The sequence below is a fragment of the Bacillus sp. NMCC4 genome (genome assembly GCF_002998555.1).
Taxonomy (GTDB): Bacteria; Bacillota; Bacilli; order Bacillales; family Bacillaceae; genus Bacillus.
The window spans coordinates 348,848-373,616 of record NZ_PVRA01000002.1; the positions used below are offsets into that span (position 1 = coordinate 348,848).

The 24,769-nt window shown below is 38.6% G+C and carries 19 protein-coding genes; 18 read left to right on the top strand and 1 reads right to left on the bottom strand.

Annotated elements, in window-relative coordinates; translation table 11 throughout:
• The first annotated feature begins 2 nt into the window (after positions 1-2).
• The 12 genes from rseP (at position 3) to C6Y02_RS06120 (ending at position 18,204) form a co-directional block, all read left to right on the top strand.
• Complete coding sequence (rseP, locus tag C6Y02_RS06065) at positions 3-1,268, top strand: RIP metalloprotease RseP (RefSeq protein WP_106030847.1); 1,266 nt, start codon at positions 3-5, stop codon at positions 1,266-1,268.
• Positions 1,269-1,348: 80 nt separating this feature from the next.
• On the top strand, positions 1,349-3,046 hold the full coding sequence (locus tag C6Y02_RS06070) for a proline--tRNA ligase (protein WP_034662305.1): 1,698 nt from the start codon (positions 1,349-1,351) through the stop codon (positions 3,044-3,046).
• A 134-nt stretch (positions 3,047-3,180) separates the two neighbouring features.
• Complete coding sequence (locus C6Y02_RS06075) at positions 3,181-7,434, top strand: PolC-type DNA polymerase III (protein ID WP_262982268.1); 4,254 nt, start codon at positions 3,181-3,183, stop codon at positions 7,432-7,434.
• A gap of 419 nt (positions 7,435-7,853) precedes the next feature.
• A complete protein-coding gene (locus C6Y02_RS06080; protein WP_106030849.1) occupies positions 7,854-9,704 on the top strand; it encodes a glycoside hydrolase family 9 protein in 1,851 nt (616 codons plus the stop codon).
• A gap of 30 nt (positions 9,705-9,734) precedes the next feature.
• Positions 9,735-11,840 carry a glycoside hydrolase family 48 protein gene (locus C6Y02_RS06085; RefSeq protein WP_106030850.1) on the top strand — a complete coding sequence of 702 codons (2,106 nt, stop codon included), beginning with the start codon at positions 9,735-9,737 and terminating at the stop codon, positions 11,838-11,840.
• Between the two features lie 84 nt (positions 11,841-11,924).
• Positions 11,925-13,154 (top strand): endo-1,4-beta-xylanase, encoded by a 1,230-nt coding sequence (locus C6Y02_RS06090; RefSeq protein WP_034662295.1) that lies wholly within the window; start codon positions 11,925-11,927, stop codon positions 13,152-13,154.
• A gap of 18 nt (positions 13,155-13,172) precedes the next feature.
• Positions 13,173-14,303: a glycoside hydrolase 5 family protein gene (locus C6Y02_RS06095; protein WP_106030851.1), complete on the top strand. Its 1,131-nt coding sequence runs from the start codon at positions 13,173-13,175 to the stop codon at positions 14,301-14,303.
• A gap of 233 nt (positions 14,304-14,536) precedes the next feature.
• Complete coding sequence (locus C6Y02_RS06100) at positions 14,537-15,130, top strand: hypothetical protein (RefSeq protein WP_106030852.1); 594 nt, start codon at positions 14,537-14,539, stop codon at positions 15,128-15,130.
• The gene (locus C6Y02_RS06105) at positions 15,123-15,416 is read left to right on the top strand and encodes a winged helix-turn-helix domain-containing protein (RefSeq protein WP_106030853.1); all 294 of its coding nucleotides are present in this window, start codon (positions 15,123-15,125) and stop codon (positions 15,414-15,416) included. The genes C6Y02_RS06100 and C6Y02_RS06105 overlap by 8 nt, the downstream gene beginning before the upstream one ends.
• Positions 15,417-15,437: 21 nt before the next feature.
• Positions 15,438-16,331: an ABC transporter ATP-binding protein gene (locus tag C6Y02_RS06110; RefSeq protein ID WP_106030854.1), complete on the top strand. Its 894-nt coding sequence runs from the start codon at positions 15,438-15,440 to the stop codon at positions 16,329-16,331.
• Between the two features lie 262 nt (positions 16,332-16,593).
• Positions 16,594-17,340: an ABC transporter permease gene (locus C6Y02_RS06115; protein ID WP_003212220.1), complete on the top strand. Its 747-nt coding sequence runs from the start codon at positions 16,594-16,596 to the stop codon at positions 17,338-17,340.
• A 144-nt stretch (positions 17,341-17,484) separates the two neighbouring features.
• The gene (locus C6Y02_RS06120; protein ID WP_106030855.1) at positions 17,485-18,204 is read left to right on the top strand and encodes a pentapeptide repeat-containing protein; all 720 of its coding nucleotides are present in this window, start codon (positions 17,485-17,487) and stop codon (positions 18,202-18,204) included.
• Positions 18,205-18,520: 316 nt separating this feature from the next.
• Here the strand turns inward: C6Y02_RS06120 and C6Y02_RS06125 are convergent, their stop codons facing one another.
• Positions 18,521-18,646, bottom strand: coding sequence for a plantazolicin family TOMM peptide (locus C6Y02_RS06125; protein ID WP_003212531.1), 126 nt, complete (start codon positions 18,644-18,646; stop codon positions 18,521-18,523).
• A 419-nt stretch (positions 18,647-19,065) separates the two neighbouring features.
• Here C6Y02_RS06125 and C6Y02_RS06130 point away from each other — a divergent pair, with 419 nt between their 5' ends.
• The 6 genes from C6Y02_RS06130 to C6Y02_RS06155 are packed head-to-tail and all read left to right on the top strand — an operon-like array spanning position 19,066 to position 24,463.
• Positions 19,066-19,764, top strand: a complete 699-nt coding sequence (locus C6Y02_RS06130) for a Rossmann-fold NAD(P)-binding domain-containing protein (protein WP_106030856.1) — start codon at positions 19,066-19,068, stop codon at positions 19,762-19,764.
• A gap of 24 nt (positions 19,765-19,788) precedes the next feature.
• Positions 19,789-20,769: a TOMM precursor leader peptide-binding protein gene (locus C6Y02_RS06135; RefSeq protein ID WP_106030857.1), complete on the top strand. Its 981-nt coding sequence runs from the start codon at positions 19,789-19,791 to the stop codon at positions 20,767-20,769.
• Positions 20,770-20,771: 2 nt separating this feature from the next.
• A complete protein-coding gene (locus C6Y02_RS06140; protein WP_106030858.1) occupies positions 20,772-22,118 on the top strand; it encodes a YcaO-like family protein in 1,347 nt (448 codons plus the stop codon).
• A gap of 24 nt (positions 22,119-22,142) precedes the next feature.
• Positions 22,143-22,952 (top strand): SagB/ThcOx family dehydrogenase, encoded by an 810-nt coding sequence (locus C6Y02_RS06145; protein ID WP_106030859.1) that lies wholly within the window; start codon positions 22,143-22,145, stop codon positions 22,950-22,952.
• A 4-nt stretch (positions 22,953-22,956) separates the two neighbouring features.
• Complete coding sequence (locus tag C6Y02_RS06150) at positions 22,957-23,631, top strand: CPBP family intramembrane glutamic endopeptidase (RefSeq protein ID WP_106030860.1); 675 nt, start codon at positions 22,957-22,959, stop codon at positions 23,629-23,631.
• 25 nt (positions 23,632-23,656) lie between these two features.
• Positions 23,657-24,463, top strand: a complete 807-nt coding sequence (locus C6Y02_RS06155) for a class I SAM-dependent methyltransferase (protein WP_189318233.1) — start codon at positions 23,657-23,659, stop codon at positions 24,461-24,463.
• Positions 24,464-24,769 lie beyond the last annotated feature (306 nt).

The following is a 24,769-nucleotide window of genomic DNA, read 5'->3' on the forward strand; positions in this document are numbered from 1 at the left end:
GTATGTTCGTGAATACAGTGATTGCGTTTATTATTATTTTTGGAACGCTCGTTTTTTTCCACGAGCTTGGCCATTTAATTATGGCGCAGCGAGCGGGGATTTTATGCCGCGAGTTCGCAATTGGTTTTGGGCCGAAGATTTTCTCCTTTAAACGAAAGGAAACCGTTTATACCATTAGACTTCTCCCTATTGGCGGATTTGTTAAAATGGCAGGAGAGGACCCTGAAGTCATTGAAATTAAACCAGGTCATACAGTGGGGCTCTTATTCAATGAGCAAAATGAAGTAGAAAAAATCATTTTAAATGACAAAGAAAAATATCCTGATGCACTTGTCATCGAAGTTGAGCAGATTGATTTAGATCATGCCATGAGAATCTCAGGATATGAAGCTGGAAATGAAGATATTTTGACTGGCTACAATGTCAGTCAAACAAGCTTTTATATTGCAGATGGTGAAGAAATTCAAATCGCACCATACAATCGTCAATTTGGATCAAAAACGGTATGGCAGCGTATTAAAGCGATCGCAGCTGGACCGATTATGAACTTTATCCTGGCGTATGTGATTTTGGTTGCTTTAGGCTTTATTCAAGGGGTAACCGTTGATGATCCTGTACTCGGCAAGCTGACGAAAGACGGCCGAGCAACAGAAGCTGGACTCATGCAGGGTGACCACATCGTGTCCATTAACGGGGATAAAATGAATTCTTGGACAGACGTCGTTCAAACCGTTCAAAAGAACCCTGAGAAAAAAATGAATGTCGTCATTGACCGAGACGGCAAAGAAAGCACTGTGCAGGTTGTACCAGAAGCTGTGAAAGCAGACGGAAAAAGCATTGGCCGTTTCGGATCTTATCCGCCAACGGAAAATGGATTTCTGAAGGTTATTTCATCCTCAGGAACGACTGTGATTTCAACAGCAGGTCTGATTTTAACGAACTTGCAAAAAATTGTCACAGGACAATTTTCACTAGATATGTTAGCGGGTCCTGTTGGGATCTATGACATGACAGGAGAAGTAGCCAAGCAAGGTGTGTTAACATTAATGCAGTTTGCGGCGTTCCTTAGTATCAACTTAGGCATCGTGAATTTATTACCGATTCCTGCACTAGACGGAGGACGTTTACTATTCTTGTTTGTTGAAGCCATTCGTGGTAAACCAATTAATCGTGAGAAAGAAGCACTTGTTGTCTTTATCGGTGTTGCATTCCTCATGCTGTTAATGCTAGTGGTTACGTGGAATGACATCCAGCGATTATTTTTATAAAAACCAATGTCTCTTGTTTCTCATTACGGGAAACAAGAGTTTTTGTGAGAAGTCCTATTTCATAAATGAGGTGTAACGACATGAGACAATCCCTGACTTTCATTCCAACTCTTCGAGAGGTGCCGGCAGATGCTGAGGCAAAAAGTCATCAGCTCTTAGTAAGAGCTGGGTTCATTAGACAAAATACAAGCGGAATCTATCATTATCTGCCGCTTGCTCATAAAGTCATCCAGCATATTCAATCCATTGTTCGCAAGGAAATGGAAAAGGCAGGAGCAGCTGAGCTGTTAATGCCAGTGCTGCAGCAGGCAGAAATGTGGCAAGAGTCAGGAAGATGGTATACATACGGTCCAGAATTGATGCGTATGAAAGATCGTCATGGCCGCGAGTTCGCACTTGGCCCAACGCACGAAGAGGTGATCACATCACTCGTACGCAGCGAAGTAAAATCGTATAAGAAGCTTCCTTTAACTCTTTATCAAATTCAATCAAAATTCCGCGATGAACAGAGACCGCGTTTTGGGCTGCTGCGCGGACGTGAATTTATTATGAAGGATGCGTACTCATTCCATTCTTCACCAGAAAGCCTTGATGACACATACAACAAGATGTTTACAGCTTACTCCAATGTATTCTCAAAAGTAGGTCTTAATTTTAGACCAGTCATTGCAGATTCTGGTGCAATGGGAGGAAAAGATACACATGAGTTTATGGCACTGTCAGAAGTAGGAGAAGATACAATTGCATACTCTGACACATCTTCCTATGCTGCGAACATTGAAATGGCTGAAGCTGTTTATCACGGAGAAGAAGCAAATCCTGCGGACTTCAAAGAACTTGAAAAAGTCCACACACCGCAAGTAAAAACGATTCAAGACATCGCTGGATTTTTAGAAGTTGATCCTTCTCTTTGTATCAAATCTGTTTTGTTTAAAGCAGATGATGCATATGTTCTAATCCTGACTAGAGGCGACCATGAAGTAAATGATGTGAAAGTGAAAAACTTGGTAGGAGCACAGCTTGTAGAGCTTGCTACTCGCGAAGAAGTACTAGAAGTCATTGGAACAGAGCCTGGGTTTGTTGGTCCTGTGAAGCTGGAAGCAGAAGTCGATATTTATGCAGACCTTGCGGTTAAAGGCATGACAAATGCTGTCGCAGGTGCAAACGAAGCGGATTATCACTATGTCAATGTCAATCCTGCGCGTGATGTATCAGTGAAAGAATTCACAGATCTTCGTTTAATTCAAGAAGGAGATGTTTCTCCAGATGGAGAAGGCACAATCCAGTTTGCCAAAGGGATTGAAGTAGGACAAGTCTTTAAACTAGGCACTCGTTATTCTGAGTCAATGGATGCGACGTACCTCGATGAGAATGGACGAGCGCAGCCAATGATTATGGGATGCTATGGTATCGGTATCTCTAGAACTCTTTCAGCAATTGTTGAACAGCATCACGATGAGAAAGGAATCATTTGGCCCGAAACTGTTGCGCCATATGACCTTCATCTCCTTGCATTAAATATGAAAAACGATGCTCAAAAAGAGCTGGCTGAAACGTTATACGAGCGCTTAGAAGATGAGGGCTTTGACGTACTTTTCGATGACCGCCAAGAGCGTGCCGGAGTAAAATTTGCAGACAGTGATTTAATTGGGCTGCCAATTCGCATTAGCTGTGGAAAACGTTCAGAAGAAGGCATTGTTGAAGTGAAGTTTAGAAAATCAGGTGAATCACATGAAGTATCTGTTGATGAGCTGATTTCATTTATACGCCAAGCATAAAAACGAACAAAAAAATGAAGGTACCTCCTGTAGAAAAGAGGTACCTTTCTGATTGACAAAAGGAGGGTTCTGTCTTGGATGAACAATTACCGATCACACGGCGGCAATTTCATATATTACTCAATCAGATTCAAATGACAGATGATGACCTCAGTCGTTACTTTGAAGAAGGAGAAATCGTCAAATTGACGGTGCATAAGGCGACGAAAACGTGGCATTTCCTTTTTAAATTTAAGGCGCTTCTGCCTTACAAGGTATATGCGATGTTTCTCAGCAGGCTGACAAATGCATTTTCTCATATTGCACAAGTCACTTGTACGATTGAAGTCAATGATCCGAACATCTCTGAAGAGCTCGTTCAATCGTATTGGTCACATTGTGTGGAAGAGCTTCAAGGAATTTCTCCTCCAATCATCAGCTTGCTTCAGCAGCAAAAACCATCGCTGTCTGGACATAAAATCATCATCAAAACGAAAAGCGAAACAGAGGCTTTGGCCATCAAGAAGAAGTACAGCCCAATGCTCCAGGCTGCTTTTAAACAAGTGGGCTTTCCAGAGCTGCAATTCGATACAGAAATTTTTGTATCAGATCAAGAGATTCAGAAGTTCAGAGAACAAAAGCTTGCTGAAGATCAAGAAAGAGCGATGCAAGCCCTCACTGAGATGGAGAAGAAGGAAAGTGAGGAGCAGGATGAAGCTCCGTCTGGTCCTCTCATGATTGGCTATCAAATTAAAGACAATGAAGAAATCCGTACGCTTGATAGTATTATGGATGAGGAACGAAGAATCACCGTTCAAGGCTACGTATTCGATGCAGAAACGCGTGAGCTGAAAAGCGGCAGAACGCTTTGTATCTTTAAGATTACAGATTATACAAACAGTATTTTAATCAAAATGTTTGCAAGAGAAAAAGAAGATGCCCAGCTGATGAAATCATTGAAAAAAGGCATGTGGGTCAAAGCAAGAGGAAGCATTCAAAACGATACGTTTGTCAGAGACCTTGTCATGATTGCCAATGACGTCAATGAAATGAAACCTCAGCTGAAAGAGGATACGGCACCTGAGGGTGAAAAACGTGTCGAGCTTCATTTGCATTCCCCAATGAGCCAAATGGATGCTGTCACTGGCATTGGCAGGCTGGTGGAACAAGCAAAAAAATGGGGACATGAAGCGATTGCCCTGACGGATCATGCGGTTGTACAATCCTTCCCAGATGCGTATTCAGCAAGTAAAAAGCATGACATCAAAATGATGTACGGTGTGGAAATCAACTTGGTGGACGACGGAGTACCCATTGCCTATAATCCGGAGCACCGTTTGTTAGATGACGCGACGTATGTCGTATTTGACGTAGAGACAACTGGACTTTCAGCCGTTTATGACACGATCATTGAGCTGGCAGCAGTGAAAATAAAAGGCGGGGAAATCATTGACCGCTTTGAGGCATTTGCAAATCCTCATCACCCATTATCAGCGACAACGATCGAATTAACGGGTATTACGGATGATATGGTCAGAGATGCTCCAGATGTCGTCGATGTCGTGCGCGATTTCAAAGAATGGATTGGACAAGATATCCTTGTTGCGCACAATGCAAGTTTTGATATGGGCTTTTTAAATGCAGCGTACAAACGCCTGTTAAAAACAGATAAAGCGTCAAACCCTGTGATTGATACACTTGAACTTGGCCGATTCCTTTACCCTGAATTTAAAAATCACCGGCTCAATACACTTTGTAAAAAGTTCGATATAGAACTGACGCAGCATCACCGGGCCATTTACGATGCAGAGGCGACAGGCTACCTCATGCTGAAGATGCTAAAAGATGCGGCTGAAAAAGAAATTGCCTATCACGATCAATTGAATGAAAACATGGGTCAGTCTAATGCCTACCAGCGCTCACGTCCTTACCATGCCATTCTGATCGCACAAAATGAGACCGGTCTGAAAAATTTATTCAAACTTGTTTCTCTTTCTCATATTCATTATTTCTACCGGGTGCCGCGCATTCCGCGCTCACAGCTTGAGAAATATCGAGAAGGTTTAATTATCGGGTCTGCCTGTGATAAGGGTGAGGTCTTTGAAGGGATGATGCAAAAATCACCTGATGAGGTGGAAGACATTGCAGCATTTTACGACTATTTAGAAGTTCATCCGCCAGAAGTGTATCAGCATCTGCTGCAGCTGGAGCTTGTTCGAGATGAACGTGCGTTAAAAGAAATCATCACAAACATTGTGAAGCTTGGCGAAAAGCTCAATAAACCAGTCGTGGCAACTGGAAATGTGCATTATCTGCATCCAGAAGACAAAATTTATCGTAAAATCTTAATTTCATCACAGGGTGGAGCAAATCCGCTTAACCGTCACGAACTGCCAAAAGTTCATTTTAGAACGACAGATGAAATGCTTGAAGCATTCTCCTTCCTAGGAGACGAAAAAGCGAAAGAGATCGTCGTGGCGAATACGAAAAAAGTATCTGAGATGGTCGAAAGCATTAAACCAATCAAAGATGACCTATACACACCAAAAATTGAAGGTGCAGATGAAGAAATACGGGAAATGAGCTATCAAATGGCGCGCAGCATCTACGGAGATGATTTGCCGAAAATTGTAGAAGACCGTATTGAGAAAGAATTAAAAAGTATTATCGGCCATGGATTCGCCGTTATTTACTTAATCTCTCATAAGCTTGTAAAGAAATCACTTGATGATGGATATCTTGTTGGTTCAAGGGGATCTGTCGGCTCATCTCTTGTTGCAACATTAACAGAGATTACCGAAGTGAACCCACTTGCCCCGCATTATGTATGTCCAAGCTGTAAGCATTCGGAGTTCTTTAATGACGGATCTGTTGGTTCAGGCTTTGACCTTCCTGACAAAGACTGCCCAGAATGTGGTACGCCGTACAAAAAAGATGGACATGATATTCCGTTTGAAACGTTCTTAGGTTTTAAAGGAGACAAAGTCCCTGATATCGACTTGAACTTCTCAGGTGAATATCAGCCGATTGCACATAACTATACGAAAGAGCTGTTCGGTGAAGAGTATGTATACCGAGCAGGTACGATTGGTACTGTTGCAGAAAAAACAGCATATGGTTACGTGAAAGGCTACGCAGGAGATCATAATCTTCATATGAGGGGCGCAGAAATCGACCGGCTTGTCCAAGGCTGTACAGGGGTCAAACGGACAACGGGCCAGCACCCAGGCGGTATTATCGTAGTGCCGGATTATATGGACATTTATGATTTCTCACCAATTCAATATCCAGCAGATGCGACAGGTTCTGATTGGAAAACGACGCATTTTGATTTCCATTCAATCCATGACAACTTGCTCAAGCTGGATATACTAGGGCACGATGATCCAACGGTTATTCGTATGCTTCAGGATTTAAGCGGAATTGATCCAAAAACGATTCCAACAGACGATCCAGAAGTAATGAAAATTTTCCAAGGAACAGAGCCTCTAGGTGTAACAGAAGAGCAAATTGGCTGTAAAACAGGTACACTCGGTATTCCGGAGTTTGGGACAAGGTTTGTTCGGCAAATGCTTGAGGATACAAAACCAACGACCTTCTCAGAGCTCGTTCAGATCTCTGGACTATCACACGGGACGGATGTATGGCTCGGAAACGCGCAAGAACTCATTCACAATAAAACGTGTGAACTAAGTGAAGTGATTGGGTGTCGTGACGATATTATGGTCTATCTCATCTATCAGGGCTTAGAGCCGTCACTCGCATTTAAAATCATGGAGTCTGTTCGTAAAGGAAAGGGGCTTCCCCCTGAATGGGAAGAAGAAATGAAGAATAATAATGTACCGAACTGGTATATTGATTCTTGTAAAAAGATCAAATACATGTTCCCTAAGGCCCACGCAGCTGCTTACGTATTAATGGCTGTACGGATTGCCTACTTCAAGGTGCATCATGCACTTTTATACTATGCGGCTTACTTTACCGTTCGTGCAGATGACTTTGATATCGAAACAATGACAAAAGGATCGAATGCGATTCGAGCAGTCATGGACGATATTAACTCAAAAGGTCTAGATGCATCACCGAAAGAAAAGAACCTATTAACTGTACTAGAGCTTGCACTTGAAATGTGTGAAAGAGGCTACCATTTCAAAAAAGTGGACCTCTACCGATCAAGTGCAACAGAGTTTATCATTGATGGAGATGGATTAATTCCGCCATTCAACTCGATCCCTGGACTCGGAACAAACGTTGCGTTAAATATTGTTCGCGCACGACAAGACGGGGAATTCCTTTCAAAAGAAGATTTACAAAAACGCGGAAAAGTGTCGAAAACGATCCTAGAATATTTAGATCGTCAAGGCTGCTTAGAAGCACTTCCCGATCAAAACCAGCTTTCTTTGTTTTAATGCGATTCATGAAGAGCGTCCTTAAAGGGGCGTTCTTTTTTCATATACAATAATTTTATTATGTTAACTAATAAAGATTTTCCACCAAATGGAATCATTTTCTTATTCATTCATATACCTTGATTTAACGTGATGTTTTAAGAGAAGAGATTGTATGTCATTCTTTCTACCCAAATAGAGCAAAAAAGAGAATTTCGCCGTCTGAAATGTTCTCATGCGACATATGATCATTCTGGGTACAGTCACAAAAAGAATCAAGAGAAAAAACCTTCGATGAGCGTAAAGCTGATTGCTGTTTACTATGCTTATTTTTGAAACGTATTTGATTCTTTTCAAAACTGTTCAAATCACGTTCTGAATAAAAGGAGGTGGCTTGTCTATTCATGTTTGACTAAAAAGAAGGAGTGAGTCATACGGAAATGGCATCTTATAATTATGTAGAGGTTCTTCAAAAATCCTTGTTGTTTTATGAAGCGCAGCGGTCTGGAAAGCTTCCCGAAAGCAGCCGTCTCAACTGGCGGGGAGATTCTGGACTAGAGGACGGGAAGGATGTAGGGCATGATTTAACTGGCGGCTGGTATGACGCAGGTGATCATGTGAAATTTGGGCTTCCGATGGCCTACTCAGCAGCTGTGCTTGCATGGACAGTATATGAATACCGAGAAGCCTATGAAGAGGCAGAACTGCTAGATGACATCCTCGATCAAATCAGGTGGGCAACGGATTATTTTTTGAAAGCACATACAGGTCCGAACGAGTTTTGGGCGCAGGTAGGTGATGGGAACGCCGATCATGCTTGGTGGGGACCGGCAGAAGTGATGCCGATGAGCCGGCCAGCTTTTAAAATTGATGAAAATTGTCCAGGAACAGAAGTAGCCGCACAAACTGCTGCAGCTTTAGCAGCGGGTTCTATCATTTTTAAAGAGACAGATGCCCCTTATGCAGCAAAGCTTCTGACCCACGCGAAACAGCTTTATGCATTTGCTGACAGGTATCGCGGCGAGTATACAGATTGTGTCACAAATGCTCAGCCGTTTTACAACTCCTGGAGCGGCTATATTGACGAACTCATTTGGGGCGGAATCTGGCTGTACTTGGCAACAAATGAAGAAACCTATTTAAATCAAGCACTAAAAGCAGTAGAGGAATGGCCGAAGGATTGGGATTATACGTTTACCATGTCATGGGACAATACTTTTTTTGCTTCGCAAATCTTACTCGCCAGAATCACGAAAGAAAATCGATTTATAGAATCGACAGAGCGTAATCTCGATTACTGGACGACGGGTTTTGTTCAAAATGGAAAAGTCGAAAGAATCACTTATACGCCTGGCGGTTTGGCATGGCTAGATCAATGGGGATCGCTTCGTTATACAGCAAATGCAGCATTTTTAGCCTTTGTCTATGCTGATTGGGTTTCAGATGAAGAAAAAAAGAATCGATATCAAACGTTTGCGATCAAGCAAACTCACTATATGCTAGGTGATAATCCGCTAAATAGAAGCTATGTCGTTGGGTTTGGCCAGAACCCGCCGAAGCATCCACACCATCGAACTGCACATGGCTCATGGTCTAACCAGCTGACAAATCCTCCGTATCATCGGCACACTCTTTATGGAGCGCTTGTTGGTGGGCCTAATGCACAGGATCAATATGACGATGACATCTCTGATTATGTATCAAACGAGGTGGCGACGGACTATAATGCCGCCTTTACTGGAAATATAGCCAAAATGGTGCAGCTGTTTGGAAAGGGGCAATCTAAGCTTCCAAATTTCCCGCCTAAAGAACAGGCTCAGGATGAATTTTTTGTAGAGGCAGCTCTGATGAATAACGATACAACATCAACTCAGGTGAAGGCGGTTCTATACAATCGGTCCGGCTGGCCGGCAAGAAGCAGTCAAACGCTGTCCTTTAGATATTATGTCAATCTGAGTGAGGTCTTTGCAAAGGGATTCACTGAAAAAGATATTCAAGTGACAGCAGCCTACAATGAAGGCGCTTCCTTATCTCCGCTGAAGGTATATGACGCATCAGCCCACGTATATTATGCAGAAATTGATTTTACGGGCGTAGCGATTTTTCCTGGAGGAGAATCAGAGCATAAGAAGGAAATACAATTTCGATTATCTGCACCAAATGGGGCGAATATATGGGATGCCTCAAATGATTATTCCTTTCAAGGCTTAACTTCCAATATGCAAAAAACAGCGAGGATTCCTGTTTTTGATGATGGTGCTTTGGTATTTGGTGCACTTCCAGACAAATAAAAATCAAGATGTATTGAAAGGGTGAAGAACTTGTCAAACAAAGAACGGTTTTTAACGCTTTATCATCAAATTAAAAGTGATGCGAATGGATATTTTTCATCAGAAGGAATTCCGTATCATTCAATCGAGACGCTCATTTGCGAAGCGCCTGATTACGGGCATATGACAACTTCAGAAGCGTATAGCTATTGGCTGTGGCTTGAGGTGTTGTACGGACATTACACAGGGGATTGGAGCAAATTAGAGGCAGCCTGGGACAATATGGAGAAGTACATCATCCCAGTAAATGAAGATGGAAATGATGAGCAGCCGCATATGAGCGCCTACAATCCTTCTAGCCCAGCCACATACGCAGCAGAAAAACCATACCCGGATCAATACCCTAGCCAGTTAAGCGGTGCTCGTCCTGCGGGTCAAGATCCGATTGATGGTGAATTGAAATCAACCTATGGAACGAATGAAACGTATTTAATGCACTGGCTGCTTGATGTCGATAACTGGTATAAATATGGAAACTTGCTCAACCCATCACATAAAGCTGCATATGTGAACACGTTCCAGCGCGGGCCGCAGGAATCCGTATGGGAGGCCATCCCTCATCCTTCACAAGATGATAAATCTTTTGGAAAGCCGAATGAAGGCTTTATGAGCTTGTTCACAAAAGAAAATCAAGCACCAGCTGCTCAGTGGCGCTATACCAATGCGACGGATGCTGATGCGCGTGCAATACAAGTGATGTATTGGGCGAAGGAACTCGGCTATAATGAGTCAGCCTATCTTGATAAAGCGAAAAAAATGGGGGATTTTCTTCGTTACGGTATGTACGATAAATATTTTCAAACGATTGGAAGCGGCAAACAGGGGAATCCGTACCCTGGAAACGGAAAGGGTGCCTGTCATTACTTAATGGCGTGGTATACCTCTTGGGGCGGAGGACTTGGCGACCATGCCAACTGGTCATGGCGTATTGGAGCTAGCCATTGTCACCAAGGGTATCAAAACCCTGTCGCCGCTTATGCTTTATCCTCAGACAAAGGAGGCTTAAAGCCATCTTCCGCTACTGGTGCAAGCGATTGGGAAAAAACATTAAAAAGGCAGCTTGAATTTTATGTATGGCTTCAATCTAAAGAGGGAGCGATTGCAGGAGGTGCAACCAATAGCTGGAATGGAGACTATAGTGCTTATCCGGCGGGAAGAAGTACTTTTTACGATATGGCATATGAGGATGCACCTGTTTATCTTGACCCGCCTTCTAATAACTGGTTTGGGATGCAGGCATGGCCGATGGAGCGCGTAGCAGAGCTTTATTACATTTTTGTGAAAGATGGAGACAAAACATCTGAAAATGTCCAAATGGCCAAATCTTGCATCACAAAATGGGTCAACTATGCATTAGATTACATTTTTATCGGCAGCCGTCCTGTGTCGGATGAAGAGGGTTATTTCTTAGATGACCAAGGACAAAGAATTCTAGGAGGAACAAATGCTGCTGTTGCTACAACGAGTGCACCTGGCGAGTTTTGGCTTCCTGGAAATATTGCTTGGAGCGGACAGCCTGACACTTGGAATGGGTTCCAGTCTGCAACAGGAAATCCAAACTTAACAGCTGTAACAAAAGATCCAACTCAGGATACGGGCGTACTAGGGAGTCTAGTCAAGGCTTTAACTTTCTTTGCTGCTGCCACTAAGCTAGAAACAGGGGATTATACAGCGCTTGGTGTCAGAGCGAAAGATGCTGCCGCACAGCTCCTTGAGGTTGCGTGGAATTACAATGATGGCGTGGGCATTGTAACAGAAGAAGAAAGAGAGGACTATGACCGCTTCTTTAAAAAAGAAGTGTATTTCCCAAATGGTTGGAACGGGACATTTGGTCAAGGGAATCAGATTCCTGGAGCCAGCACTATTCCTTCTGATCCGCAGCGAGGAGGTAATGGGGTCTATACGAGTTTTGCTGATCTTCGTCCAAACATTAAACAAGATCCAGCATGGTCTTCACTCGAGAGTAAATATCAGTCTTCATTTAATGAAGCAACAGGCAAATGGGAGAATGGGGCACCGGTTTTCACCTATCACCGTTTCTGGTCTCAAGTGGATATGGCCACTGCCTACGCTGAATATCATCGTCTCATCAACTAGCAGGTCAAATTTAAGCTGCCGGTTTCTTTGAGCCGGCAGTTTGATTAGGAAATATAAATCCAGTGAAGATAAGGGTGTTTTTACATGGTCAAAGAAAGAAGTTTTCTTCATCAATCATTAAACAAGGGCGAAAATGGGCAGATAAATCTGATGTGGAAAAAAGAGGCGAATGATCGAATTTCAGAGCATAGACAAAGAGATCTTGAAATAAATGTCACAAATCACGAAAAAAAGCCAATAGCAGGTATAGAGGTTGAGATTAAGCAAAATAGGCATGAATTCGCATTTGGTTCAGCGATGAATGACCAAGTGTTGTTTAATCAACAATATGCCGATTTTTTTGTGAAGTATTTTAATTGGGCTGTTTTTGAAAATGAGGCAAAATGGTATGCGAATGAACCTGAAAGAGGGAAAATCACTTACGAAAAAGCAGATGCGATGCTGAATTTTGCAGATAAACATCAACTTCCAGTGAGAGGGCACGCTTTATTTTGGGAGGTAGAGGATGCGAATCCAAGCTGGCTGAGGTCACTACCGAATCACGAAGTGTATGAATCGATGAAAAACCGGCTTGAGCATGCGGGTAATCATTTTAAAGGGAGATTCCGTCATTGGGATGTAAACAATGAAATGATGCATGGTTCATTTTTTAAAGATCGCTTCGGGAAAAATATTTGGAAGTGGATGTATGAAGAAACGAAAAAAATTGACCCTCAAGCACTATTGTTTGTGAATGATTATAATGTGATCTCATATGGTGAGCACCACGCTTATAAAGCGCATATCAATGAACTGCGTCAGTTAGGCGCACCTATTGAGGCGATTGGTGTTCAAGGACATTTTGAAGAACGGGTCGATCCAGTCGTTGTAAAAGAGAGGCTCGATGTGCTTGCTGAGCTTGGTCTTCCTATATGGGTTACAGAGTACGATTCTGTTCACCCTGACGCTAATAGAAGAGCGGATAACCTAGAGGCTTTATATCGCGTCGCATTTAGTCATCCAGCCGTAAAAGGAGTGCTAATGTGGGGATTTTGGGCAGGTGCCCATTGGAGAGGTGAGCATGCGGCCATCGTGAATTATGATTGGTCTTTAAATGAAGCAGGCCGACGTTACGAAAAGCTTCTAAATGAGTGGACGACACAAAGAGTTGAAAAAACAGATGCTAATGGCAATGTGACATGTCGAGCATTTCACGGGACATATGAGATTCGAATCGGTAAAGAAAGTAAACTGTTAAAACAACAGACAATTGAACTTGATTCAAATGAACAAACACCGCTTCGGCTAGATGTGATCGTACCTGAAGAAGGCTAGATTGTGAGGGGAATTTAAATGAAGAAATGGACTCAAAGAGTGTTTTGCTTCATACTTGTGGCCGCTATATGGGCCGGCTGGTTTTCACTTACGATTAAGGCCGCCTCTTATGTACAGACGTCTGGTACACAATTTACGCTGAACAATCAACCATTTTACTTCGCTGGCACAAATAATTACTATTTCCATTACAAATCTAAAAAGATGGTAGATGCTGTGTTCGATGATATGAAAGCAATGAATTTAAAGGTCATACGTATTTGGGGATTTCACGATGGGGCCCCTCAAGAAAACTCAGTCTTACAATCTAGTCCAGGGGTCTATGAAGAATCGGGTTTTCAAAAACTAGATTATGCGATTTATAAAGCGGGACAGGAAGGAATAAAACTTGTCATCCCACTAGTGAACAATTGGGATGATTTTGGCGGGATGAATCAATACGTAAAGTGGTTCGAGGCAGGAACGCATGATGCCTTTTATACAGATCCTCGTATACAAAAAGCTTACAAAAATTATGTGCGCTATGTATTAGAAAGAACCAATACGTACACAGGTGTTCAATATAAGGACGATCCAGCTATTATGACTTGGGAATTAGCTAATGAGCCGCGTGTGCAGTCAAATCCAACGGGAAATATACTAGTCAAATGGGCAGATGAAATGAGTACGTGGATCAAATCGCTGGATCGTCACCATCTTGTTGCAGTAGGAGATGAAGGGTTCTTTCGCATACCAGGACATGAAGACTGGTTTTATGGAGGCGGAGAAGGCGTCGATTGGGACCGTTTGACGGCTCTCTCTAATATCGATTATGGAACCTATCATCTGTACCCAGATCACTGGAACAAGTCAGCTGCTTGGGGAGTGAAATGGATCGAAGACCATATCACCCGCGGGAAGTCAATCGGAAAACCAGTTGTGTTAGAAGAGTTTGGCGTTCAAAATCAATCAGCACGTCCTGACGTATATCAAAGCTGGCTGTCAGCGGTTGAGCGGCTCGGAGGAGCTGGCAGTCAATTTTGGATTTTAACAAGTATTCAGGACGATGATTCGCTCTATCCGGATTATGACGGTTTCCGCATCATAAAGGGGAGCAGGGAGTCAGCACTTATCAGTGAACATGCGAAAAGAATGAACGAAAAGAACTGATGGCGAATGCCTGCTGAATAAGGAACTTCATTTGCTGTTTATATTGCTTAAACCAAGTTTTCAGAAAGGATCAAGAGACAGAAGGTATTTATGAGATTTCGTTCCCCCTAAAAAAAGGAGGTGGTTATTTTTTTATCTTAATTTGTAAAAAAACATTTCCATTAACTTGACTAAATGGAAATTTAACTCTATACTCTGTAGTACAGAGTTCTTTGTGGAAGAGGAGTTTATTTATGCCGAATGAAAAATCGAATAATTCAGAAATATTAGAGAATTTATCTCATATCAAGACGATTACAAACTATAAAACAGAGTATTGTAAACAAACAAGTATTTATTTTATCATTTGGGGCCTTATTTGGATAATGGGATATTCAATACCTTTACTTTTTGCTAATTCAATAACTATAGGTGTCTTTTGGCTTGTTTTAGGTATTGTGGGCTGGGTTATCACTTTAACTACATATTTTAAACAAAGGAAAATGATACCAATGCCCTTGTTTTTAAGAACTCAATTGCAATACACATGGCTTGGTCTTGGAATCATTTTAGGTATCTTTATTTTTTTAATATGTGTTGGTTTATTACCATATACAGTAGATAATTTACCTTTTTATATTGTTTTATTGGTATCCATAATGTATTTACTTTTAGGTATTGTTCTAGCTAAAGAGATTTTTATTATGGGGTTCTGGTTAAGTGTTTTAGGTGTAACTACATTTTTATTATTTCCTAGTTTAATGAACATTATCTTTGCTTTTATTGGTGGAGGAAGTTTGTTATTAACTGGTGTGATTTTAAAAAGAAAAGGACAAGGAAATGAGTAATGTCAATAGTTTAAATGATTTAATCCATCCAAAAGTCCGGTTAGGGATTATGAGTTTATTAATGATTTATGAAACATGTGATTTTACCTTCTTAAAAGGTTCTTTATCTGTAACAGACGGGAATTTGGGCTCGCATTTAAAAAAATTAGAAGAAGCGGGCTATGTGCTAATTAAAAAGACCTTTGTGGATAAAAAACCAAAAACAATAGTTAGTATAACAGATTTAGGAGAGCACGCTTACAAAGAATATTTGAGAGTTATTGAAGCCATTTTAAAAAATAAATGAGATGAAAGGAAAGAATGCCGAATGTTGAAAATAGAGAACGTCAGTAAAAAATATGGAACTTCCCAAGCATTAAGAAGTATTACATTAACGATTCCAGAAGGAGTTTGTTATGGATTAATAGGTCCAAACGGCTCTGGTAAATCAACCTTGATGAAAATTATATCTCATATAATTAAATCTTATGAAGGAAAAGTTGAGCATGTTGGTGAGTCTAAAAGTGCGCTTGGCTACATCCCGCAAGACATCAGCTTAGAGGAAAAATTAACAGCTAAAGTAAATATGGAGTTTTTTGGACAGATTTATGGTTTAAAAGGGAAAACATTAGATGAAAGAGTAGAAAAAACACTAAAAGATGTAGGATTGTGGGAAAGAGCAAATGATATAGTTGAAAATTTTTCAGGAGGAATGAAACGCCGTTTGAATATTGGCTGCGCTCTCATGCACGCCCCTGAGTTAATTCTTTTAGATGAACCGACAGTGGGGGTAGATCCTCAATCAAGACGTTATATTTTTGACATAATCAACAAATTGAAGGAAGAGGGAAGAACTATTATCTATGTTAGTCATTATATGGAGGAAATAGAGAGTTTATGTGATTATGTGGCTTTCATTGATAAAGGAAAAATTATTGAAGAAGGAAAAATAGGTGAACTTTTGAATCGTTATGCAGAAACATCTGTCTTTTTTGAATCTATGATTCCTAATAAAACATTAACTAGTCTCGGGTATGATTTTGTAACTTATCAAGGCGGTGTGTTAGTTAAAACAACAAAACCATTAGAAACTTTAGAAGGTTTGGCTAAACTGAGTAAAAAAGAATCATTGGTACCCGAACAATTATCTTTGTACAGACCAAGACTTGAAGATGTATTTTTTCAATTAACAGGAACGGATTTGCGGGATCAATTCCAATAAAAATGTCTTTATGAATGAAAACCACTCTCATATTTCAATTCATATAACTTATAAGAGTGACTGACATAGTGAAGAGGCATAAATCAAACGAACAGAATTACCTTGTGTGAACCTTCTATTTAAAATAATAAGTAGGTTAGTTAAGATTATTTGACTAATTATAATTAAACACATCCATAAATGGTAAAATAATTAAAAAATGTGATTATTTTAAAAGTGATATAAGAATTTGAATTAAATTAATATAACGGGAGTGATTTTTATGTGGCCATTAGTCCGCATCGAATCTATAAAACAGGTGAAAGATCGATCTTTGTTGTTCTGGACCATTTTGTTGCCAGTTGCTTCAATTATTCTTTTAATAGAATTATTTACATCAGGTAGTTCACAAGCACAAAAAACATTAGTTGCTTCTCAATCGGTTACAGGAATGAGCGTGTTTTTTTCCACATTTGTTATTATTTCAATTGTAATTAGCTTTGTAAAAGATCGAGAGAAAGGAATTGTGGCAAGGCTGGCAAGTACTCCCTTACAGCCGCATAATTTTTTTCTTGGAAAGTGCGTTCCGTTTTTTGTCATCATTTTATTTCAAGTTTTGTTGTTAACCATTTTGGGTGTTTACTTATATGGTATTGAAATAACACAATACAGCTCGTATTTCTTAGTAGTTGTCCTATTATCAATGCAAGTCACTTCATGGGGAGTAGCCATCGCCGCATTTGCTAAAACTGAGAATACAGGCTTAGTGATGACGAACATGATTGCTTTAGGGACAGCGGTTGCTTGTGGTTTATGGACTCCATTTGATCAATTACCTAGTTATTTAAAAATAATTGGTATGCTCTTCCCGCAGTATTGGGCACATCAAGGGTTAGTGCAATCAGTATCAACACTACCCGGGGGGGAGAATTTGATCTTAGTAACAGTAGTCCTTATAGGTTATACACTGTTAGGATTTATTCTTTCGTTGGTTGGCTATAAAAAATATATAAAGAGAGCCAGGGGCTAGGCTATAAAAATTTCAACTGAATGTTATGCACATAAACTAACTTAAATTTTAATGATTTATCTAAACTTCAAGTAGTCTAATTTCTAGAACGTTGACCGAAAAATCAATACTTGTAAGCCGTCTTTTTATAAAAGGAGTGGGGCAATGTTAAGTGAAAAGTTAAAATTATATGTTGAAAGTTGTTTTCGGCCATATAAAAAAGACAAAACATATGAAGAAAAGAAAAAAGAATTATTAGAGATGCTTGGAAATGTTAAATTAAAACTGAAAAATGCTGGAACAAAAGATGAAGAAGTTCAGGATATGCTTATTGAAAAGCTGAAATCAGGTGAAATAAGCATTGATGTCAATACATTAGTTATTGATGATCATAACCGAGTAGAGCATGTGAAAAAAATATTTGTTAATGCTGATTTAGATTGGCTGACTTTTATAAATGTTAAGTATAAGTTGTGCGATTTTAAAGGGCTATCGATCGTACAAAAAGTGATGAACCATTCAGAATTTAATGGGTGTTATCTGAGAAAAATGAATGTTAGCAATTCTAAAATTTCCACATCAACTTTTGAAAAGAGTGATTTGACTCAATCTCATTTTGAACATTGTGAGATAACGAATTCATCTTTATATGGCTGTCATTTACCCAATGTTCGTATTGATGAATCATCTTTAATAAATGTTTCATTTGAAAATTGTTATTTTAAAAACATCTCTTTTGAGAATTCTAAATTAATAAATGTTAATTTCAAATCATGTACGTTTAAAAAATTAAATTTTATTGGAGTGACAATGGATAAAATGACTTATCATATCTTAGAAGGAGAAGGGGCTGATTTAAGCAGTGTGAAAGTAATCGATAGTTAATGTAGTAGGCTGTTGAGAAAAATCTCAATAGCCTTTTTTTGTTTTATCCACTATCCATTAGTGTGCCTTTGGGTTAAACATTCAAATATACGTAAGAGAAACAGTCATATAGAGAATTTAAATTGAAGTACAAGTATTAGTTTAATTATAAGATGAAGCTTTACAAATGCGAGTTAAATGCAAGGTTTTCGTTAAGGAGAATAAGTATGGGAAATTTTTTTTCAAATAAAAGATGCCCACACACCTAGCTAAGTCTGCTTCGCTAAGTGTGTGGGAGATCTTTTCAATCATATATTGCGAAAAACCCTAAAGTTGATTAGAAAGTTGAAGAACTTGAGATGATTGTTGTGCAAGTGCAACGCGCAGCCATTGGTTCGAATAAATGTTGACCTTCCCCATGTACCTTAGCAGACAAAGCAGTTGGAATTGTAATTTTAGTCATCTTTAAACCTCCTTAAATAAAATTTATCAACATAGATTATGTAGTTGATATATTACATATGATGGTTCATAAGTCTTTATTTGTCAATAATTAAGTGTGAAAGTTTTATATTTTCTGAAAAGTACATTGATAACACCAGAAAAGTGTGGTTTAATATGACCATGGAAAATAATACTATAATTAAAATTTTATGTATTTAAAGTCATTATATGGTCTCGATGTTGTTTTTTAATTGAGAGGTGATGTTAATTTGGATCAAACGTTTTGGGTATTTAGATATTAAGTTAAGTAAATGTATGAAAAAAGTCGAGGTTAACTATGTTATGAAGAACTCAAAAAGAAGATTACTATTTTTGTTAAAAGTTTAACCATTTTATTTAACTGAGAGTCAAGAAAGAGAAAAGAGGGAAGTGCTGTTTATGAGTATTCATTATGTCGGTATTAGAGAACCAATAAAAGTCTATTTAGAGAAGATGAGAGTTGATTATGACGACTACCCTGTTCAAATAATTGATTTGGGCGGAGCTGTTAGTTATGACAAAGAATACTTTATAAATAATACTGATTTTCAAACGGAAACAATTATTTTATCTAATAGAAGGCATAATGTCGAGGATGAACTAGGTTCTCTTGAAAGTGAATTATTGGAAATTTATCAGAATAGTATGCTTTATAGGACTTCACCGCTTGATATCAATATAGAACTTTATAGAGGATGGGCAGGTGCTACTGGAAAATTAATAACTGCATTTTCTCCCGAGGGAGTTAATTGGATCAATACAAGAGATGTTGTAAAGGCATGTTTGATCCCTAAAAAAGATGTTAGAAAGCGTGCTGGAAAAGCTTATGATTTAACAGGACCAGAGTTAGTAAGTATGAGTAGGCTGAAGGATATCTTTGAAGAGGATTTAGACATGAACATTGAATTATATTGTAAAAGTAAAGAAGAGGTTATAACAATTTTATCCCAGAATAATATGCCTTTAGATGTATTAGAATGGTTAGTCGGGTTTCAGGAATATTCTTCTTCAAAACATTTAAAGCCATTTACGAAAACGCTAGAACAAATAATTGGTCACCCCCCAACAAGTGCACAATTATCTAAAAATACAAATTAGTTATTCTTAAAGGAGGAATAATGTATGTTTGTCAAAGAACAAGAAAGCACGAGATATAAATTAGCACCACACGTTACGCTGGGTAGTTTAGAAGGCAGTTTGATTGGTTTAAAAGCGCAAACTGTCACCAAAATTGAAGGTGAAGGAATTATTGAATTTATTCAAGAGATTTCTAATTATCTCACGAAAGATAATGGGGTTTCAATTAAAGAGCTAGAGGAGAATTTTGAAATTGAGAGTGATCAATTAAAACATGTCCTCGAATTTTTAGTTGTGAATGGAATATGTGTTAAGACTGATATGAACTTTGATTTGACTGCGCTTTTGTCTTATGAAAGAGCCGGTAGCCAAGTATTGGTTGAAGATATACTTGATCGTTTAAAAACAGGGATTGTTGAAGTGATTACGCAGGATTATAACCCAGTTGCTGTAGAATTCATTCGTCATTTGCAAGAGGCAGGGCTCAATGTAGCACTTAAAGGAGAATTAACCAAGCAACCAGATGTGAGAGTGGCTATTGGTAATTCTCATCTAGATCCAATTTTTGAAGAAATAAATGATCTAGCATTAGAAGACCATATACCTTGGTTAAGCATTGTGCCATATGACGGACAGACATCTTGGGTAGGTCCATTTTTTATACCACATCAATCAGCTTGTTTACATTGCTATAACCTTCGAAAATCAGCAAACTTTTCTGACGAAGTATTGCGTTCAGACTTAATGAAAATTAAACCTGTAAATCCTGAAAAGAAACCGGTTTATCATATGCCGATTAATTTAGTTCAAATCGGGATTGCAATTAATTTAATTCTAGAATGGCTCACTTTAAAAGATTACGCACCAAGTGCAACACCAGGTGGATTTACAACAATTAATTTAGATGATAAGGGAGTATCTGTTCATAATCATCGTGTTTATAGAGTACCAAGATGCCCTAAGTGTTCTCCAGCTGCAGATACCGGTTTTCCTCAAGTTTGGTTTCATGGTGAGGTGAATAATTAATTATGGTTAATAAATGGACAACATTAGAAGAGTCATGGAAGATACTTGACCAATTGGCGGATCCTTATGTTGGGATAGTCCGTAGAGAGTATAGAAAACTCAGAGACGTTGATGATATATGGGGTCATTCATATGGAGCGCATGGTACAGACAGTAATATTTTATTTGGAGTACCATCTAATTCTTATAATGGGGGAGGATCTGCTAATCCAGCAGCAGCCAGATTAGCAGCTATAGGTGAAACGGTAGAAAGATATAGTGCAGCTTATTTACCTTTAAACTCTGATGTTGTATGTTTTGGAACACAAAAGGACTTAATCAATGAAGGCAAATCAGTAATTGGCTTTGATAAGTGGGAAATGTATGCTGTCACTCAATATGAAGATCCGAATTTTCCTCATAATGTATGGAATGAAGATACAAAATTATGGTGGAGAAAAGGTCATATTGCTGAAAATAATGAAGAAGTTTGGACGCCTGCTCAATTAATTCATATTGCAAACTATACTGAGTGGCCAGGAGACCCAAATATTGGTCATGCAACTAGTAATGGACTAGCTTGTGGTATTACATATCAAGAAGCGGCAATCTCAGGTTTATTTGAAACAATTGAAAGAGATGCATTTATGCTTACTTGGTACAATAAGTTAAGTTTACCGCAGATCGATATTAATACTTCACCTAGATTAAAACATTTCTATGAACGATATATTAAACCTACATCTCTTGATTTGCATTTAGTAGACATGACCGTTTTTTCTGGTGTACCTACTATTTTGGCAGTGATAAGAAATCCTCATACAGATTTAGCTCCATTTGCTATTGGCGCTGCCTCTGCTCATTCAATTGAAAGAGCATGTGAGAAAGCTGCAATAGAGGGAATGTATACAAGAACTTGGGTAAAAACAGAACAACGATTAGGGAATGCGCTAGTAGATGTAGATTATCATCGTGATATAAATAGTTTTGAAGATCATATTAAACTCTATGCGGGAACAGCTATTGTGAAAGAAGCTGATTTTTTAACTGCGAGTGAGAAATTAGTGGACGTTAAAGATTATACACCGTTTGATGATGGTTCTCCAGACATCTTATGGACTAATCTCGTCAGTCATTTATCAAAACAAGGATATCATGTAGCAACTTTTGATTTAACCAGTCCTGATATAAAAGATGCTGGTGCCTATGTCGTAAAATCAATTATTCCTGGATATAAACCGATTGATGTTCTATATAGAGGTAGAATGTTGGGTGGAGAACGAATTTTAAAACATTCTTATCATCTAGGTTTAGCAGATAAACCTTTTAAATTAGAAGAACTGAATCCAATTCCGCATCCATTTCCTTAATATCGTAGAAAGGTGATTAAATATATGAATAGTATTGAAAGACATGCTACTAATTTGGCTGATGTTGTGTATGGAAACGAAGCATTACGGTTTGATGATCCTTCTGAAAATTGGTTTGAAGCAACAAAAATCTATAGAGGTTCAATGGCATGGGACGCTCCTGGTGTTGCAGGGCTGCTTCGATCTCAAACTTTGCAAAAGATTGCTACACATGCAAGTAAAAGATTTGATGACCTACCATTAATTTCACTACCTAAACCATTAAATACAAATATATCTTTAGACGATGTCATTAAGGGACGAAGAAGTGCAGATTATTTTAGCGGGGGGAGTGTTTCATTAGAACAACTCTCAACAGTTTTACAGAAGAGTTATGGTTTGGTAGAGCGTAAAGAAGGGCCTAGACGTCCTATACCATCTGGGGGTGCGCTCTATCCTCTAGATCTATTCATTGTAGCCAACAAAGTGGATACTTTAGACAAAGGTGTCTATCATTTCGATCCGTATAGAAGAGGATTGACTAAAATGGGTGATTACTCCGAAAAAGAATTTGAGAAAATAATGTTACAAGAAGAATCGGTTCAAGATTTTGCATTTGCTGTAGTCATTTCAGTTAATTTTTGGCGTTCTCGATTTAAGTATGGACATCGTTCTTATCGCTTTGTTTTTATGGAGGCAGGACATGTCATGCAAAATATGATCATGCTATCTACTGCACAGAAGATTAATAGTCGACCGTTCGGAGGGTTTATCGATGATGAGTTGATGGAATTGATCGGTGGGTTTAATGGGGTAGATGATGCCCCAATTTATACATTGATTGCGGGTACTTAAATAAATGATTTCAATGATAGCAGCTTTAGGGATCCTCATTCACTTTTTGGGTCCCTTAAGCTCTAAAATGGTTGTTAAAATCATGAGAGCTAAATCAACACCCGATCGAAGGCTAACAACATATATCACACCTCAGAGGAGCTATGATGGACTCACCATTGTCGGAGCTTCTATATGCTGTGGAGCATTTTCTCAAGAACTCTTTGTTGAATTCTCGAATAGTAAAAATGTATTTGGCATTTTATTTTTCTTTTTGTTAGGAGTACTTTTACCATCAGTGCTATGGAAAGTAAAAAACAAAGTGATTGTATTTAAAGGTAGATATGTTGTCAATGTTGATTCAATCGTTTTTCTTCCTTTAACGGCTTTATCAGAAGAATTGATTTGGAGGTTCGTCCTTCCGGTTTTATTACTAACAAATTTTTGGGAATCTGTTGCGGTATCAATCTGTATAAGTTCAATAGGATTTGTATTGCTACATATACCATTAGGCAGTGCTAAGTCAACTGCTTATATGTCGCTTTTTACATTAATTACAGTTATTTCATACTTTGCATTTGGGATTTTAGCAGCAATAGCATTTCATGTTTCTCATAATCTATTCATTCATTTTTTTCACCCTCTCAAAGTAAAGGAATTCAAAACGAAACCTCCCGTATTATCTGAAACTGACTGGTGAGGCTTTTATAAAGGTGGTAAACCCTGTGATAATACAAGAAAAGATCAAAGAGCTTGAAGTAAAAAGAGCTCTGGCTCAGTCATGGTTTTTGGATCCAGATAAAAGAAAAATAAGTTCAAATTATGATAATAGAGAAACACCATTTACTCGATTTCTATCAGCTGAAACTTTCATTTCTTATTATCAACTAACATTCAAAAAAACACCTGTCTCTATTTTAGATATAGGATGTGGACAAGGTCAGATGCTTGAGTATATATCTAAGCAATTACCTCTAGCTGATTTGACTGGGATTGATTCATCTGAAGAAGCCATACATTGTGCAAATAAATTAAATATAAAAGCCGATTTTATTTGTACAGATATAAAAAAATTTTCATCACATGCTAAAACTTATGATGTGATTTTAATACATCTGTGTTTTGGGCTATTTGAAAATCCGATCGAATTATTAGAACAGTTACTTCCTTATTTATCAAATGAATCTATTATTTATATTGTTGATTTAAATCGAGATAGTATAGAAAGTGGATTGAGTTCAGTTCAGAGCAAAGAAGAAGAACTGTATTTATATGATCAATATCATGCCTCGTTGACATTATCTGAGTTTGAACAGTTACTCACCTATATTACCAAACCGAGAAAAGATATGATGTATAAGATTGGTACTTCTATAATTGGAGGATTTAGCCCATTTAGTATGGAATTTTTATCGTTAATAGGAAATGAAAATTTACAACAAACGTTAAGACAGGTTCCAGATGAATATAGCAGTTCAACACAGAAAGCACCTGTACTATTACATGCATGGCTTATTAAAAATTCTGGCTAAATAACTCCATATAAACATGGTCCTTTCTTTATGTGTAATTGAAAGGTTATCAGTACAGTATTCCGACTACTCTCCAAGGAGTTCGATGTGAATTTTTTCTCAATTTTTTATTCGCTAGAAACAAGTTAGAAGGGTTTTCTTTGAAGTGAGGGAGCAAAGGCAAAGGGATTAAAATGGAAGACTGCTTATTTCTTTAACGTTTACACTCTTTTCTTCTATATTAAGTATTAACCATTCTGTTTAATACAAAATGCTTTTTCGACATAGAAATGACTTAGTATAGATGGGGATCATCTTTCTAGGGAG

Bases quoted from the DNA above. Each gene is read 5' to 3' on its own strand.
- C6Y02_RS06110 (WP_106030854.1), top strand. From the start codon at position 15,438: ATGTTGAAAATAGAGAACGTCAGTAAAAAATATGGAACTTCCCAAGCA.
- C6Y02_RS06120 (WP_106030855.1), top strand. From the start codon at position 17,485: ATGTTAAGTGAAAAGTTAAAATTATATGTTGAAAGTTGTTTTCGGCCA.
- C6Y02_RS06075 (WP_262982268.1), top strand. From the start codon at position 3,181: ATGACAGATGATGACCTCAGTCGTTACTTTGAAGAAGGAGAAATCGTC.
- C6Y02_RS06145 (WP_106030859.1), top strand. From the start codon at position 22,143: ATGAATAGTATTGAAAGACATGCTACTAATTTGGCTGATGTTGTGTAT.
- C6Y02_RS06090 (WP_034662295.1), top strand. From the start codon at position 11,925: ATGGTCAAAGAAAGAAGTTTTCTTCATCAATCATTAAACAAGGGCGAA.
- C6Y02_RS06140 (WP_106030858.1), top strand. From the start codon at position 20,772: ATGGTTAATAAATGGACAACATTAGAAGAGTCATGGAAGATACTTGAC.
- C6Y02_RS06115 (WP_003212220.1), top strand. From the start codon at position 16,594: ATGTGGCCATTAGTCCGCATCGAATCTATAAAACAGGTGAAAGATCGA.
- C6Y02_RS06125 (WP_003212531.1), bottom strand. From the start codon at position 18,646: ATGACTAAAATTACAATTCCAACTGCTTTGTCTGCTAAGGTACATGGG.
- C6Y02_RS06150 (WP_106030860.1), top strand. From the start codon at position 22,957: ATGATTTCAATGATAGCAGCTTTAGGGATCCTCATTCACTTTTTGGGT.
- C6Y02_RS06130 (WP_106030856.1), top strand. From the start codon at position 19,066: ATGAGTATTCATTATGTCGGTATTAGAGAACCAATAAAAGTCTATTTA.
- rseP (WP_106030847.1), top strand. From the start codon at position 3: ATGTTCGTGAATACAGTGATTGCGTTTATTATTATTTTTGGAACGCTC.
- C6Y02_RS06100 (WP_106030852.1), top strand. From the start codon at position 14,537: ATGCCGAATGAAAAATCGAATAATTCAGAAATATTAGAGAATTTATCT.
- C6Y02_RS06135 (WP_106030857.1), top strand. From the start codon at position 19,789: ATGTTTGTCAAAGAACAAGAAAGCACGAGATATAAATTAGCACCACAC.
- C6Y02_RS06070 (WP_034662305.1), top strand. From the start codon at position 1,349: ATGAGACAATCCCTGACTTTCATTCCAACTCTTCGAGAGGTGCCGGCA.
- C6Y02_RS06080 (WP_106030849.1), top strand. From the start codon at position 7,854: ATGGCATCTTATAATTATGTAGAGGTTCTTCAAAAATCCTTGTTGTTT.
- C6Y02_RS06105 (WP_106030853.1), top strand. From the start codon at position 15,123: ATGAGTAATGTCAATAGTTTAAATGATTTAATCCATCCAAAAGTCCGG.
- C6Y02_RS06095 (WP_106030851.1), top strand. From the start codon at position 13,173: ATGAAGAAATGGACTCAAAGAGTGTTTTGCTTCATACTTGTGGCCGCT.